General features: G+C 65.6%; 11 protein-coding genes. 4 read left to right on the top strand and 7 right to left on the bottom strand.

The window, feature by feature from the left end; translation table 11 throughout:
- The first annotated feature begins 8 nt into the window (after nucleotides 1-8).
- Nucleotides 9-2,165 carry a 3-hydroxyacyl-CoA dehydrogenase NAD-binding domain-containing protein gene (locus B0I08_RS02260; RefSeq protein ID WP_106209378.1) on the top strand — a complete coding sequence of 719 codons (2,157 nt, stop codon included), beginning with the start codon at nucleotides 9-11 and terminating at the stop codon, nucleotides 2,163-2,165.
- 327 nt (nucleotides 2,166-2,492) lie between these two features.
- On the opposite strand, the gene dxs is transcribed toward B0I08_RS02260, so the two are convergent.
- The 5 genes from dxs to dut all read right to left on the bottom strand — a co-directional run bounded on the left by dxs (nucleotide 2,493) and on the right by dut (nucleotide 9,332).
- Complete coding sequence (gene dxs / locus B0I08_RS02255; protein WP_106209376.1) at nucleotides 2,493-4,460, bottom strand: 1-deoxy-D-xylulose-5-phosphate synthase; 1,968 nt, start codon at nucleotides 4,458-4,460, stop codon at nucleotides 2,493-2,495.
- 68 nt (nucleotides 4,461-4,528) lie between these two features.
- Nucleotides 4,529-7,348 (bottom strand): aconitate hydratase AcnA, encoded by a 2,820-nt coding sequence (gene acnA / locus B0I08_RS02250; protein WP_106209988.1) that lies wholly within the window; start codon nucleotides 7,346-7,348, stop codon nucleotides 4,529-4,531.
- Nucleotides 7,349-7,518: 170 nt separating this feature from the next.
- Entirely contained in the window at nucleotides 7,519-8,247 is a 729-nt protein-coding gene (locus B0I08_RS02245; RefSeq protein WP_106209374.1) for a DUF3159 domain-containing protein, read from the bottom strand.
- A complete protein-coding gene (locus tag B0I08_RS02240; RefSeq protein ID WP_106209372.1) occupies nucleotides 8,248-8,862 on the bottom strand; it encodes a DUF3710 domain-containing protein in 615 nt (204 codons plus the stop codon).
- Nucleotides 8,859-9,332: a dUTP diphosphatase gene (gene dut, locus B0I08_RS02235; RefSeq protein WP_106209370.1), complete on the bottom strand. Its 474-nt coding sequence runs from the start codon at nucleotides 9,330-9,332 to the stop codon at nucleotides 8,859-8,861. The genes B0I08_RS02240 and dut overlap by 4 nt, the downstream gene beginning before the upstream one ends.
- 38 nt (nucleotides 9,333-9,370) lie before the next feature.
- Between dut and B0I08_RS02230 the strand changes: the two genes are divergently transcribed.
- Nucleotides 9,371-9,817 carry a DUF3093 domain-containing protein gene (locus tag B0I08_RS02230; RefSeq protein ID WP_106209368.1) on the top strand — a complete coding sequence of 149 codons (447 nt, stop codon included), beginning with the start codon at nucleotides 9,371-9,373 and terminating at the stop codon, nucleotides 9,815-9,817.
- Between the two features lie 15 nt (nucleotides 9,818-9,832).
- On the opposite strand, the gene B0I08_RS02225 is transcribed toward B0I08_RS02230, so the two are convergent.
- Entirely contained in the window at nucleotides 9,833-10,129 is a 297-nt protein-coding gene (locus B0I08_RS02225) for a DUF4193 domain-containing protein (RefSeq protein ID WP_106209366.1), read from the bottom strand.
- 204 nt (nucleotides 10,130-10,333) lie between these two features.
- On the opposite strand from B0I08_RS02225, the gene sepH reads away from it, so the two are divergent.
- Nucleotides 10,334-11,374, top strand: coding sequence for a septation protein SepH (sepH, locus tag B0I08_RS02220; RefSeq protein ID WP_106209364.1), 1,041 nt, complete (start codon nucleotides 10,334-10,336; stop codon nucleotides 11,372-11,374).
- A gap of 23 nt (nucleotides 11,375-11,397) precedes the next feature.
- Here sepH and B0I08_RS02215 read toward each other — a convergent pair whose 3' ends face one another.
- Nucleotides 11,398-12,537 (bottom strand): alkaline phosphatase family protein, encoded by a 1,140-nt coding sequence (locus B0I08_RS02215; RefSeq protein WP_106209362.1) that lies wholly within the window; start codon nucleotides 12,535-12,537, stop codon nucleotides 11,398-11,400.
- 12 nt (nucleotides 12,538-12,549) lie between these two features.
- Here B0I08_RS02215 and B0I08_RS02210 point away from each other — a divergent pair, with 12 nt between their 5' ends.
- Nucleotides 12,550-15,030 (top strand): DNA gyrase/topoisomerase IV subunit A, encoded by a 2,481-nt coding sequence (locus B0I08_RS02210; RefSeq protein ID WP_106209360.1) that lies wholly within the window; start codon nucleotides 12,550-12,552, stop codon nucleotides 15,028-15,030.
- Nucleotides 15,031-15,038: the final 8 nt, after the last annotated feature.

Genomic DNA, 15,038 nt, shown 5'->3' with positions numbered 1-15,038 from the left:
CCAGCACCATGTCTGAATCGAGCGCGCCGCTTCCTTCTGGCGAGGCCAGCCGGTTCCCCGAGCTCCTCGCGCTGGCGGGTGACGAGGTGATCACGCACTCTTACGTCCGCGACATCCCCCTTCGCTCAGGAAAAACGCTCGCGCTGATCACCCTCGACAACGGGCGGGACCACACCCGGCCCTCCACCCTCGGCCCCGCCACGCTCTTCGAATTCGCCGCCGTGCTCGATGAGCTGCAGGCGCGCGCTGCCCGTGGCGAGATCGTCGCGGTAGCGGTCACGGGTAAGCCGTTCATCCTTGCCGCTGGCGCCGACCTGTCCAAGGTCAGCGAGATACCCAGTCGTGCGGTCGCCAAACAACTGGCGGAGCTTGGCCACTCGGTGCTCGGGCGGCTCGGCACGCTCGGCGTGCCGAGTTTTATCTTCATCAACGGGCTGGCCCTTGGCGGCGGTGTCGAGATCGGGCTGAACGCCACCTACCGCACCATCGACAGCTCGATCGCGGCGCTCGCCCTGCCGGAGGTCTTCCTCGGGATCATTCCCGGATGGGGCGGGTCGTGGCTGCTGCCCAATCTCATCGGCATCGAGGGTGCGCTCCGCGTGATCGTGGAGAACCCGCTCAAAAACAACCGCACTCTTGGCGGGCACGAGGCGTTTGAGCTGGGCATCGCCGACGCCATCTTCGGACCGGCACGGTTCCTCGAGGAGTCGATCCAGTGGGCGGAAGACGTCGTGTCGGGGGTGACCGTCGTGAATCGACCGAACGTCCCCGGGCGGCTTGAGCGCGCGGTCAAGTGGGACATCGCCATCGGCATCGCCCGCAAATCGCTGGAGAGCCGCATCGGCACGGTTGCGAAAGCACCCTACGTCGCCCTCGAGCTACTCTCCGCCGCCCGAAAAAGCACGAGGGAGCAGGGCTTCGCCGCGGAAGACGACGCCCTCGCCGACCTGGTCGCGGGCGACCAATTTCGGGCGAGCATCTACGCGTTCAACCTGGTACAGAAACGCGCACGCAAGCCCGCGGGCGCGCCGGACGCGGCGCTTTCGCGACCCGTCACGAAGGTGGGCGTCATCGGCGCGGGACTGATGGCGCGGCAGTTTGCCCTGCTCTTCGTGCGGCGCCTCCGCGTGCCCGTTGTCATCACCGACCTCGACCAGGGCCACGTCGACGCCGGGGTGGCGCATATCCACGGCGAGATCGACGCGCTGCTGGGCAAGGGACGCATCTCGTCCGACGAGGCAAGCCGCCTTCGAGCGCTGGTCACCGGCACCACCAACAAGGCCGACTTCTCCGATTGCGACTGGGTGATCGAGGCCATCTTCGAGGAGCTGACCGCCAAGCAGAACGTCTTCGAGGAGATCGAGCGGTACGTCTCCCCCGAGACAATCCTCGCGACCAACACGTCTTCGCTGTCCGTCGAACAGATCGGCGCGAAACTCGACAACCCGGAACGGCTGGTGGGGTTCCATTTCTTCAACCCGGTCGCGGTGATGCCGCTGGTCGAGGTGGTGCGAACACCGAAAACGGATGCTGCGGCGCTGGCGACCGCGATGGCCACGGCCGCGGCGCTCAAGAAGAACGCCGTCATCACCAGTGACACCCCCGGTTTCGTGGTGAACCGTATCCTTGCGAAGCTCCTCGGCGAAACGATGCACGCGGTAGACAACGGAACCCCGTTCGAGGTCGTCGATGCGTCGATCGCTCCCTTCGGCCTGCCCATGAAACCGTTCGAACTGCTGGAGCTGGTCGGGCTGCGGGTCGGCGCGCACGTGCTCGACACCCATCATGGCGCCTTCCCCGACCGGTTCTTCGACAGCGACAACCTGCACAAGCTCGCCGAGGTTGGACGGTTCTACGAGCGGGACAGCAAGGGGAAGGTCAAGGGGTACGACAAGAAGGCGCTGGCGATCGTGGCGGGTGGTACCTCACCGATCACGGGGGCCGAGCTGCTGAGGCGGATCGAGGACGGTCTGGCCGATGAGATCAAACGGATGCTCGACGACGGGGTCGTCGCAGCGCCGGAAGACATCGACCTCTGCATGGTGCTCGGCGCGGGCTGGCCGTTCCAGATGGGCGGAATCACGCCCTATCTCGACCGGTCGGGGGCCTCCGAGCGGGTCTTCGGCGGCACGTTCCACGAGCCGCCGATCCGCGGGGTCAGCTAAGCGTTTGTCGCGGTGGCGCGTGACGCTCTGGGTTCATCCCCGGACGTCCGCGCGGCCGCGGCGGTGCGCGCACGGGAAGCCGAACGCTGACGATACTCGCGCCGCAGCGCCTCCCACCGCTCGGTGGAGACCACTTTGGACGGGGACGATCCCTCGGACATAACCACTACCGTTTCTGACTGCGGGGCGCTTGCTGCGCCCTCTGTTTTCAACGCTACGTGGGGTATCGTCGGCTCGCGTGGGCCCTAAGACCCGACTTCTCGCCGCGACGGGTGACGAGATGCCTGCCGCGTTCGCCTCGGCGGGCCGGCACAGCCGCTCGGGGCGCTAGTTGTCGTCGCCTCGGACGGGCTCGGCGCCCTGTTCGTCTGCGACCAGTCGGTGATCGTCTCCCGGCAGAGGGCGCGCGACCGGGATCTTGCTCCCGAGCACCTGGGCGACGAGGTCCCGCGCGATCTTCTGCGGCGTCAGACCCGCACTCGCGAAGATCTCCTCGCGAGTGGCGTGATCCAGGAACTCGTCGGGCAGCCCCAGCTCGTTTACCGCGGTGTCAACGCCGGCGTCACGAAGATCCTGTCGGATTCGAGTTCCGATTCCGGCCACCCGGACACCGTCTTCGATGGACACCACGAGGCGGTGATCGCGGGCGAAGTCGATGACGCTGGCCGGTACGGGCACGACCCAGCGCGGGTCGATCACGGTAGCGCCGATTCCCTGGTCGGCCAGACGGGCAGCCACCTCCAGCCCGAGGGTTGCCATCGGGCCCACGGTGACAATGAGGACGTCCCGGTGCGCGGCTTCGCGCAACACGTCCACGCCGTCGTCTGTGCGGCGGACGGCGACGATCTCAGCACCAACGCTGCCCTTGGAGTAGCGGATCACCGTGGGAGCGTCGTCGACGGCGACGGCCTCGCGCAATTCCTCGCGGAGCCGCACCGCGTCGCGGGGGGCGGCCAACCGGATGTGCGGCACCACCTGAAGGATCGAGAGGTCCCAGATTCCGTGGTGGCTCGGGCCGTCGGGTCCTGTCACGCCAGCGCGGTCAAGTACGAAGGTCACGCCGGCCTTGTGCAGCCCGACATCCATCAACACCTGATCGAAAGCCCGGTTGATGAAGGTGGCGTACAGCGCGACGACGGGGTGCAGGCCTCCGAATGCGAGGCCAGCGGCCGAGGTCACCGCGTGTTGCTCCGCGATGCCGACGTCGAACACCCGCGCAGGATACTTTTCGGCGAAGCGATGCAGGCCCGTTGGGCGCAGCATGGCCGCGGTGATACCCACGACGGAAGGATTCTCGTCTGCGATCTGCACGATCTCGTCGGCGAAGACGGAGGTCCAGGAGGGCTTGTTCGAGATCGAGGTCGGCTCCCCGGTTTCTGGGTCGATCTGGCCGACAGCGTGGAACTGGTCGGCCGAGTCGAGCCGTGCGGGTTCGTAGCCGCGGCCCTTCTCGGTGATGGCGTGCACGATGACGGGCGCGCCATAGTTTTTGGCCTGCTGGAGAGCTTCGCGCATCGCGCCCAGGTCGTGCCCGTCGACCGGGCCGATGTACTTGATGTCGAGGTTCGAGTAGAGAGCTTCGTTGTTGGTCACCCGGGAGAGGAAGCCGTGCAACCCACCCCGAAACCCGCGGTACATCGCCCGACCCGGGCGCCCGAGGTTGTTGAACAGTTTCTGGCTGCCCAGATACAGGTCGCGGTACTCGCGCCGCGTGCGGACGGTGTTGAGGAAGCGCGCCATTCCGCCGATAGTGGGAGCGTAGGAACGGCCGTTGTCGTTCACCACGATGACCAGGCGCCGCGAGTTGTCGTCGCTGATGTTGTTCAGCGCCTCCCAGGTCATGCCGCCGGTCAGCGCTCCGTCGCCGACAACCGCGACGACGTGACGGTCCACCTGTCCGGTCATTTCGAATGCGCGAGAAATGCCGTCGGCCCACGAGAGCGAACTCGACGCGTGCGAGGACTCGACGATGTCATGGGGAGATTCGCTGCGCTGGGGGTAACCCGCCAGGCCACCCCGGAGCCGCAGCATACTGAAGTCCTGGCGTCCGGTCAGCAGCTTATGAACGTAGCTCTGGTGCCCGGTGTCGAAGACTATGGCGTCTTTCGGGGAATCGAACACCGAGTGGATGGCCATCGTCAATTCCACGACGCCGAGGTTCGGTCCAAGGTGTCCGCCGGTCTTGGACACCTCCGCGATGAGAAAGTCGCGAATCTCGTCGGCAAGCCGGGCAAGCTCTGCCTCGGACAGGCGATCGAGGTCGCGGGGACCACGGATGTTCTCGAGAAGACTCACAATACGACCTTAGCTGAGGTTCCCGAATGGGTCGTGAGGGCACCCCGTTGGAGTGCCCTCACGACGGGTCATACGAGGCTGCGAAGGACGTACTGGAGAATTCCGCCGTTGCGGTAGTACTCCGCCTCACCCGGGGTGTCGATGCGGAGCGCGGCATCGAAGCTGATCGTTTGCTTGCCCGCGGGCGAGTTCTCCGTCGGCTCGGCAACAACGTGCAGGGTCGCGGGCGTGCGCCCCTCGTTGAGTTCTTCGACGCCCGTGATGGTGATCGACTCCGTGCCGTCGAGGCCCAGGCTTGCCCAGCTTTCGCCCGCCGGGAACTGCAGCGGCAGCACGCCCATTCCGATCAGATTTGACCGGTGAATGCGCTCGAAGCTCTCGACGATGACCGCCTTCACCCCCAGCAGGCTGGTGCCCTTAGCCGCCCAGTCGCGCGAAGAGCCGGAGCCGTACTCCTTGCCGCCGAAGATGACGAGCGGGATTCCGGCAGCCTGATAGTTCTGGCTCGCGTCGTAAATGAACGACTGCGGGGCACCCTCCCGGGTGAAGTCACGGGTGTATCCGCCCTCGACCCCGTCGAGCAGCTGATTCTTCAGGCGAATGTTGGCGAAGGTGCCACGAATCATCACCTCGTGGTTGCCCCGGCGTGAACCATAGGAGTTGTAGTCCTTGCGGCCGACACCGTGCTCGTCGAGGTACTTGCCCGCGGGACTGTCCACCTTGATGCTGCCCGCAGGACTGATGTGGTCTGTCGTGACCGAGTCGCCCAGCTTGGCGAGCACCCGGGCGCCGTAGAAGCTGGTGACGGGCGTGGTCTCGATGGTCATGCCCTCGAAGTATGGGGGCTTACGCACGTAGGTGGACGTCTCGTCCCACTCGAAGGTCGCGCCGGTGGGGGTGGGCAGCGAACGCCAGCGCTCGTCGCCGTCGAACACTCCCGCGTACTCGTGGGTGAACATCTCGGTGTCGATCGAGCTGTCGATCGTGGACTGCACCTCGGCGGCGTCCGGCCAGATGTCGGCGAGGAACACGTCCTTGCCCTCACGGTCGGTGCCCAGCGCGTCTGTCTCGAAGTCGAAGTTCATCGACCCGGCCAGGGCGTACGCGATAACCAGCGGCGGGCTGGCGAGATAGTTCATCTTCACGTCGGGGTTGATGCGGCCCTCGAAGTTGCGGTTACCGGAGAGCACCGCAGTGACGGCGAGGTCATTCTCGTTGACCGCCGCCGAGATCTCGTCGAGGAGCGGCCCCGAGTTGCCGATACAGGTGGTGCAGCCATAGCCGACCGTGTAAAAACCAAGGTCCTCAAGGTACTCGGTGAGGCCGGCTTTCGCGTAGTAGTCGGTGACAACTTTCGAACCAGGCGCCAGGGTCGTCTTCACCCACGGCTTGGCCTTGAGGCCCTTCTTGCTCGCGTTACGGGCAAGGAGACCCGCTGCGAGCATGACCGAGGGGTTGGACGTATTGGTGCAGGAGGTGATGGCCGCGATCGCGACGGCGCCGTGGTCGAGGGTGAATCCTGAACCGTCCTCGAGCGTGACCCGGGTGGGGCTGGACACGGTCGACGGCGCGTGGCTCGAATGATGATTGCGGGATGGCGCGTGGGCGCTCTCCTCGTCCTGGGCAGTGAACCCGATCGGGTCTGACGCGGGGAAGGTTCCCTCGACCGCGTCATCCACCATCGAGTGGTCGACCGACGCGTAGGCGTCGAGGTCGAGCACAAACTGGTCCTTGGCGCGGCTGAGCTCCACCCGGTCCTGCGGACGTTTCGGTCCGGCGATCGACGGCACAACGGTGGCGAGGTCGAGCTCGAGGTACTCGCTGAAGACTGGTTCGACCTCGGGGTCGTGCCACAGGGTCTGGAGCTTCGAGTAGGCCTCGACGAGCTGCACCTGCTCCTCGGACCGCCCCGTCAGACGCAGGTAGTCGAGGGTGACGTCGTCGATCGGGAACATGGCGGCGGTCGAGCCGAACTCCGGGCTCATGTTGCCGATGGTTGCGCGGTTCGCCAGCGGGACCGACGCAACGCCGGATCCGTAGAATTCCACAAACTTGCCCACAACACCGTGTGCTCGCAACATCTGCGTGATGGTGAGCACGACGTCGGTCGCGGTGACGCCCATGGGGATCGAGCCGGAGAGTTTGAATCCCACAACCTTGGGGATGAGCATCGACACGGGCTGGCCCAGCATCGCGGCCTCTGCCTCGATACCACCGACACCCCAGCCGAGCACACCGAGACCGTTGACCATGGTGGTGTGCGAGTCGGTTCCCACGCAGGTATCCGGGTAGGCCTGCAGCACGCCGTTGACCGCGCGGGTGTACGTCACCCGGGCCAGGTACTCGATGTTTACCTGGTGCACGATTCCGGTTCCGGGCGGCACGACCTTGAAGTCTTCGAAGGCCGTCTGGCCCCAGCGCAGAAACTGGTAACGCTCGCCATTGCGTTCGTACTCGATCTCCACGTTGCGCTCGAGAGCGTCCTCGGTGCCGAACAGGTCCGCGATCACCGAGTGGTCGATGACCATCTCGGCGGGCGAGAGCGGATTGATTTTGGTGGGGTCGCCCCCGAGTTCGGCAACGGCCTCGCGCATGGTGGCGAGGTCGACGATGCAGGGCACGCCGGTGAAGTCCTGCATGACCACGCGACCCGGCGTGTACTGGATCTCGGTGTCGGGGTCGGCCGTGGGCACCCACGATGCGATCGCCTGGATCTGGTCACGGGTGACGTTGACGCCATCTTCCGTCCGAAGCAGATTCTCGAGCAGGATCTTCAGGCTGAACGGGAGCTTCTGAAAGCCCGCGACCCGATCAAGCCGGAATACTTCGTAGTCGGTCGAACCGACCGTGAGGGTGTCTTTCGAACCAAAGCTGTTTGTTGCAGCCACTGCGCTGTCTACCACTGCCGTCTCCCTTGCTGACTTTGCTTACATCTTCGTCTCCAGCGGGGCGCAACACCAGCAAGGTGTACCTAAGCCGGTGAGATGAGTCGCGAGGGAGAGCGGAACGAATGTCCGCAGCCAAAGTATCTTGACGTCAAGATAAATATAGCAGGCAGTCAGCTGGCGCGCGGAGCTTTCGGCAGCGACTCGGTGGGGTTGTGCACGGCCCGCACGAGGAGCCAGGTGACCCACAGGGCTGCGAGGTAGAGAGGTATCCCGGTGAGGAGCTTGGTGGCAGCGAGCAGATCAGCTCGCTCGGCGAGGTACAGGGGTACCTGCACGCCAACGCGGATCGCGGAGGGAATAACCCAGATCCAGGTGGCGAGCGTGTAGGCGCGGCGCTTGACCCGGTCCGCCCGCCAATCGGTCTGCTCGCCCATAAGGAGGCCGATAACAATCCCGACGAGCGGCCAGCGCACGAGGATACTCACCACCAGCACAACGAGCGTCGCGGAGTTGATCACGATGCCCGGCAGAAAGTTGTTTTCCGCGCGATTGGTCACAAGTGACAACGTTGCCGTAAGCGCAATGCCGATCAGCCCCGCTACCGCGGGCGCGACCGGCGACCGGGTGACCGCACGAACGACAACGAAGACGATGGCGACGCCGACCGGCACCAGCACCGATACAGGCAGGCTTCCGGTAATGGTGAACAAGAGCAGAAACGCGAACCCGGGCAGCACCGACTCGATCAGCCCGCGCACTCCCCCAAGCGCTCCAAGCAGGGCGCCAGCGGTCGGCGCCTCTCCGGGGGCGAGCTGTCCGAGGCCGGACTGGCGAGCCGCCGCAGACAGGCTTTCACTGAAGGTGGGGGTCGCGTCGCCTCCCCCGTCTGGCACAGTCATTTAGACGACCGTTGTGGACTGGTCTGTGGCACTCGCCGGCATGTGCAGCGGAATCAGGTCACGGGGCGGCATGGGAGTGCCCCCGCGCACGACAACCACGCTGCGGAACAGTTCTTCAATCTGGGCCGCCGCCTCCGCGTTGATTGCACCCTCGCCGGAGATCACTCCGCGCAAAAACCACCGTGGACCATCAACGCCGACGAACCGCGCGAGTCGGGTGCCGCCCTGACCCGCCGGAATCTCGGCGCGAACCTCAGGACCGAACGGACCATCGACGATGCTCGTCGTTCCGCCCTGCTTGTGGATCTGGCCGACGATCTGCTCGCGGATCTCGTGCCACAGGCCCGTCGAGCGGGGCGCCGCGAACGGCTGCACCTGGAGCGTCGAGCCGGCAAAGTCCAGCCCGACCGCTACAACGCGCTTGCTGCCTTCTTCCACCTCGAGTCGCAGGTGCAGATCGGGACGCGGAAGGATCTTCACGCCGCCGAGGTCGACGTAGGGACGAACAGCGTTCGCCTCACTGTCATCGAATGGTCCGTTTTCTTCGCGGTCGGCCGGGGCCGACTTCGTCTGGTCGAGTTCGCTCTCGCCCGCTGCTTCTGTGATGTCGCTCACGACTGTTCTCCTGACTTGGCTGCGCTGGTTTTCGGAGCGCTGTAGCCGGTGGACCCGAAGCCGGATTCGCCGCGTTGGCTTCCGGGTAATTCTTCGACCGGGATGAATCGTGCCCGGGTAACGGGAATGATAATGAGTTGCGCGATGCGGTCGCCCACGGCTACCGCGTAGGGCGCCGAGGTATCGGTGTTGAGGAGAGTCACGCGGATCTCGCCGCGGTAGCCCGCGTCAACGGTTCCGGGCGAGTTCACCACGGTGATGCCGTGCTTGGAGGCGAGCCCGCTGCGCGGAACAACAAAGGCGGCGTAGCCGTCGGGAAGCGCGATGGCGACCCCGGTGCCAATCGTCGCCCGCGCTCCTGGCGCAAGCACAACGGGTTCGGAGGCCGTTAAATCCGCTCCCGCATCTCCTGGATGCGCGTACGCGGGGACCTCAGCTGATTTGATCAGAACTTCGACGCTATTCACCACGTGACGAGGCTAGTGCAGAAGTCTGATCGAATAGACCCATGACGATTTACCGCGAGCGGCTATTGCCCGGCCCCTGGACTTTTATTGTGACCGCCCTCGTGATTCCCGCGTCGCTGCTGGTGTTTCTTCCGATCAACGCCTTTGTCGGGGTTGTGTCGGCCATAGTCCTGTATTCCGCGCTCGTCGTCGCGCTGGTGGTTCTGTCGCCGGTGATCGAAGTGACCGACACCGCGCTGGTAGCGGGCCGCGCCCGCGTACCACTCGAGCTGGTGGGTTCCGCCGCGGCGTTCACGGGCGAAGAAGCCCGGCAGCAGCGAGGGCCGGTGCTGGACGCACGGGCCTGGTTGGTGATTCGGGGCTGGGTGGATCCCGTCGTCAAGGTGGAAATCCTTGACGACCGGGATCCGGCACCCTATTGGCTAGTTTCTACGCGGCAGCCGGCCGCGATGGTCAGCGCAGTAGCGAAAGCACAGACGCTGCGCTGACCGTGCTGCTGATTCCTACGAGTCGCACTCGATGCAAATCGGGCCGAGCTTTGTTTCGTGGTCGAGCTGCGAGCGGTGCTTAACAAGGAAGCAGCTCACGCAGGTGAACTCGTCCGCCTGGGGCGGGAGAACAACTACGTCTAGGTCCAGGTCGGAGAGATCCTGGCCGGCGAGCTCGAAGCTCCCCGGGTTGTCTGCGTCGTCTACATCAACGACACCGGACATCTTGTCCGGGACGCGCTCCTTGAGGGCCTCGATCGACTCTGAGTCGTTATCGTCGGTCTTGCGGGGTGCGTCGTAATCGGTTGCCATGCCCATCCACTTCTGTAAAATGCCTCAAATAAACCAAATCGGCGGCCACAGTTTGCACGAAACCATCTCGAATAGCAAACCTGAGAAATCGCCTGTTGCTGTTGCTGTCAAAGTAACTTCCGGCACGCCCGTTGTATTCCCGGGATTCGGGGTCAAGCCGTGGCATTCTTAGCGTCAATCGCGACAGCCGGAGGGCTTTTTAGCATGCAAGACCTACGTGTAATCGGTGTAGAAAACGGAGCACTGCTCGTTTCCTCGGTAGAGGGAACTCGCTTCCGTATTCCCATTGACGAAGTGCTGCAGTCGAGGCTGCGCCAGGCGCTTCCGGAACCCGGAGCGGGCCGAAAACTTGCCCCGCGTGAGATCCAGGCACACATCCGTTCGGGCATGTCCGCGCAGGACGTGTCTTCGATCACCGGTGTTCCCCTCGAGTACATCCAAAAGTTTGAGGGCCCGGTCCTTGCCGAACGGGAATTCGTCGTCAGCACCGCCCTGGGAGTTCGTGTACACACCGCTCAGGACGTAGACCCGCTCGCGCAGGGATCAACCTTCGGTTCCGTCATCCGTGAGCGACTGTACGACCTCGGTGCCATCAACGAACGGTGGGCGAGCTGGAAAGAAAACGGTTCGGGTTGGGTCGTCAAACTTTCCTTTACGGCCGACCAGATCGATCACGACGCCCGCTGGAACTTTGACCCGAAGAAGCTGGCGCTGTCACCTCTCAATGGCGAGGCAATAACCCTCTCCCAACAGGGCGAAGCGGCCGGGGCTCTCATCCCGCGTCTGCGCGCCGTCAGCTCGGATGATGACGCAGCGGCGAGTCGGTTCGACAGCGGCGCGTTCGAGGTCGAAGACCTGGCCCAGCCTGAGCCGCGCGCAGACGCAGCGTCAGGCCCCCGCCCCGCCCCCGTGGTCGCCCCGGCGCAGCCGCACGACAACAACCAGACGGCAGATCTCCTGGAGGCTCTGCGGCGACGCCGCGGTGAACGCGAGGCTGCTGCCATCCCGGACGACGGGTCGGCTTCCGCGAAGCCCGGTGCTGTCTCGCCGGCTCACCCCGCCACCGGCGGCATCCGTGTCGTTGATATCCCCCTAGACGACTTCGACGACGACGAAAAGCGCATCACGGCGCCCCAGCCGTTCTTGCCGCCCCAGCCGACAAAGCCTGCGCGCAAGGGCCGCCAGTCCATGCCCAGCTGGGACGAGATCGTATTCGGAGCACGCTCGGACGACGATCTGGCCTAGGCAGTACACCAAGGCCACACCGCTCAGCGCGCGAAGGCGCCGAGCCTGAGGAGCGGCACGCGGGTCTCCGCGGTTGACCACGAGCCGTGCTGGCCGACCATCGTGCGGGCCTGCCCGCTCGCGGTGCGCCCGTCGTAGTAGGCGATGTTTTTGCGCGCTGCGACCAGGAGGTCGCCCAGTCGCGGTTCCACTTCCGGCGCCACGGCGCCGAACCATCCGGCCGCGATGGCCTCGGCGCGGGTGGCGATCCAGGCCCTGCCCGATTCCGCGACCCTCCACCGCTCGACGAGCAGCTCGCGCTGGCCTGCGTCCAGATCAGGCTCAAAGTGCAGCTGGAGGCAGCGGGGGTCGCCCGCTACGTGCCGCACCCCATCCAGAAGCGAGGGATCGGAGTCGATGAGCACGTGCGCGTGTTGCGGCACGTCGACCATGCCGTGATCGGCGGTCACGATCAGGCCATCGGTCGCTCGCAGGCCCGCGCTGAACGTCCGCACCGCGCCGTCCAGAGTCTCCAGCTTGTCCGTCCACTCCGGCGACTCCCACCCTCGGTTGTGTGCGGCCATGTCCAGCTCGGGAACGTAGACGTAGAGCAGGCCCGGGTCGCCGGGCGACCGCATCCACTCCTGCGCCGCGTCGAGACGGTCATGGATGCTTCGTGCCGCGATGTATTCCGCACCCCGCAGAACCGCCCGGCTGAACCCGGAGTCGCGGTAACGTTCCGGCCCGATGGCGACCGAGCGCACTCCCTGCGCGGCGCTGCTTTCGAAGATCGTTTGCACGCGCTGCCAGCTGGCGGGGTCGAGCCGGTCATCCCACCCGGTGAGCTGGTTGATCACCCGGTCGTGAGTGGCGTCCAGCGCGGTGTAGCCCACGAGGCCGTGCTGCCCGGGCAGCACACCCGTCGTCAGCGTCGCAAGCGCGGCCGCCGTTGTGGTCGGAAATCCCGAGTCGATAACGGAGGTACCGGTCAGCGCCGCAGTGAGTGTGCGGGCGTGGCCAGCGCGTGCGCGCAGCTGCTCGACCCCCAGGCCGTCAACCAGCAGCACCACCGCACGTTTTACGGGAGGGAGGCCGAGCCGGTTGGACGAGCCTGTGAGAGCGGCCACACAACTGGGCAACACGTCGGCAAGGCTGATCCGGTCTGTTTTGGGCGCCGGTAACATAGGGGCAATCCTATGACTACTCCCCGAAACCCCACCGCCGAGGCCGCGGGCGAACGCATCGAAGATGTCGATGTCTCCGCCGAGATGCAGGGCTCATTCCTCGAATACGCGTATTCCGTCATCTACTCACGCGCCCTCCCCGACGCGCGCGACGGGCTGAAGCCGGTTCAGCGCCGAATTCTGTACCAGATGACCGAAATGGGGCTGCGGCCCGACCGCGGCCACGTCAAGTCCGCGCGCGTCGTCGGCGAGGTCATGGGCAAGCTCCATCCGCACGGCGACGCCTCGATCTACGACGCGATGGTGCGCCTGACCCAGGACTTCATCCAGCGGGTTCCCCTGGTCGACGGGCACGGCAATTTTGGTTCGTTGGATGATGGGCCTGCGGCTCCCCGGTACACGGAGGCCCGACTGGACGCCGCCGCGCTGGCGATGACCGACGGCCTCGACGAAGACGTCGTCAACTTCGTTCCGAACTACGACAACCAGCTGACCCAGCCCGAGGTGCTGCCTGCAGCGTTCCCGAACCTGCTCGTGAACGGTGCGAGCGGCATCGCGGTCGGCATGGCCACCAACATGGCTCCCCACAATCTCATCGAGGTCATCGGTGCAGCGCGGCATCTTCTCGCGCACCCGGAAGCGACGCTCGACGACCTGATGGCGTTCGTACCGGGCCCCGACCTGCCGACCGGCGGAACGATCAGTGGTCTCGCGGGCATCCGCGACGCCTATGCGACCGGCCGGGGGCAGTTCAAGACCCGGGCGAAGGTGTCGGTGGAGGCGATTTCCGCCCGCAAAGCAGGCCTGGTGGTGACCGAGCTTCCCTATCTGGTGGGGCCGGAGAAGGTCATCGAGAAGATCAAGGACGGTGTCACGTCCAAAAAACTGAGCGGCATCTCCGACGTGACCGACCTGACCGACCGCACGCATGGGTTGCGCCTGGTGATCGGCATCAAGACCGGCTTCAGCCCGGATGCCGTTCTGGAACAGCTCTATCGGTTCACTCCCCTCGAAGACAGCTTCAACATCAACAATGTGGCGTTGGTGGGCGGAGGACCGCGCACCCTCGGCCTGCGCGAGCTGCTGCAGGTGTACCTCGACCACCGGCTCTCGGTGGTCACCCGCCGCAGCCAGTACCGGCTCGCGCGCAAGAAGGAGCGCCTGCACCTGGTCGAGGGCCTGCTGCTCGCCATTCTCGACATCGACGAGGTCATCCAGGTCATCCGGGCCAGCGAGGACAGCGAAACGGCCCGCACGCGCCTCATGGACGTGTTCGACCTCACTGAAATCCAGGCCGAGTACATCCTCGAACTGCGGCTGCGCAGGCTTACCCGGTTCAGCCTCATCGAGCTCGAGGCCGAGCGGGACAAACTGCACCAGGAAATCGCGGCCCTCGAGGCCATCCTCGCCGACCCCGCGCGGGTGCGCGGTGTGGTCTCAGACGAACTCGACGCCGTCGCAGAACGCTTCGGCACACCGAGGCGCACCCTGTTGACCGAGGCGCGCCCGTCGGTCGCTACCGCGTCCGCCCGCAAAAACGCGCCAGTGCTCGAGCTTGCGGACATTCCCTGCCGCGTCTATCTGTCGACCACCGGACGCATGCTCCGGGTCGACCTGACCGCGGAACCTGAGGACGAGCTCGGCCTCGCGCTGCCCGCCCCGGGAGCGCCACCGCGGCGACGCACGAAGCACGACGCGATCCGTTCCCTCGTGGTCACCACGAGCCGCACCGAGGTCGGTGCCATCACCAGCCTCGGGCGCCTCGTGCGTTTCTCACCGATCGACCTGCCCAGTGTGCCCGGAAACTCGATCCAGCTCGGCGCAGGTGTTCGAGTCACCGACTACATCCCGCTCGGTAACCCCAAGGAGCGGGTGATCGGTCTGGTTTCACTCACCACGACTGAGCCCTTTGCGCTCGGAACCCGACAGGGAATCGTGAAGCGCGTGTCCGCGGGCAACTATCCCAATCGTCCCGAATTCGAGGTGATTGCGCTCAAGCCCGGCGATGCGGTTGTCGGGGTCGCGCCGGCTCCTGACGGTACGGAGTTCGTGTTCGTCACCAGCGATGCCCAGCTCCTGAGGTTTTTCGCCTCGACGGTTCGTCCGCAGGGCGCCTCCGCGGGTGGGATGGCCGGCATCAACCTGTCGTCGGGCGCAGAGGTGTTGTTCTTCGGAGCGGTGGACGCGGCGAGTGATGTTGTGGTCGCCACGATTTCCGGCGCCTCCGGCGCTCTTGCCGGGGCTGACTCCGGCCGGGCCAAGGTGTCGGCGCTCGACGAGTTCCCGGCAAAGGGGCGGGCAACGGGTGGGGTGCGTGCGCACGCGTTCCTGAAAGGCGAAGACCAGCTGCTGCTTGCGTGGGCCGGACCCGCGCCCGCACACGCGCTCGGGGCCGACGGCGCGCTGCGCCAGCTCCCGGAGGCGGTCGCCAAGCGTGACGCCTCCGGCACGCCCCTGGAGGCCGTCGTGGCCTCCATCGGTGAGAGCCTCTGACCGGAGGC

This window comes from Glaciihabitans tibetensis (assembly GCF_003003265.1).
GTDB classification, from domain to species: Bacteria; Actinomycetota; Actinomycetes; order Actinomycetales; family Microbacteriaceae; genus Glaciihabitans; species Glaciihabitans tibetensis.
This window is presented reverse-complemented; position numbering and strand designations above follow the sequence as displayed.

Bases quoted from the DNA above. Each gene is read 5' to 3' on its own strand.
- sepH (WP_106209364.1), top strand. From the start codon at position 10,334: ATGCAAGACCTACGTGTAATCGGTGTAGAAAACGGAGCACTGCTCGTT.
- B0I08_RS02245 (WP_106209374.1), bottom strand. From the start codon at position 8,247: ATGACTGTGCCAGACGGGGGAGGCGACGCGACCCCCACCTTCAGTGAA.
- B0I08_RS02260 (WP_106209378.1), top strand. From the start codon at position 9: ATGTCTGAATCGAGCGCGCCGCTTCCTTCTGGCGAGGCCAGCCGGTTC.
- B0I08_RS02210 (WP_106209360.1), top strand. From the start codon at position 12,550: ATGACTACTCCCCGAAACCCCACCGCCGAGGCCGCGGGCGAACGCATC.
- B0I08_RS02215 (WP_106209362.1), bottom strand. From the start codon at position 12,537: ATGTTACCGGCGCCCAAAACAGACCGGATCAGCCTTGCCGACGTGTTG.
- B0I08_RS02230 (WP_106209368.1), top strand. From the start codon at position 9,371: ATGACGATTTACCGCGAGCGGCTATTGCCCGGCCCCTGGACTTTTATT.
- B0I08_RS02225 (WP_106209366.1), bottom strand. From the start codon at position 10,129: ATGGCAACCGATTACGACGCACCCCGCAAGACCGACGATAACGACTCA.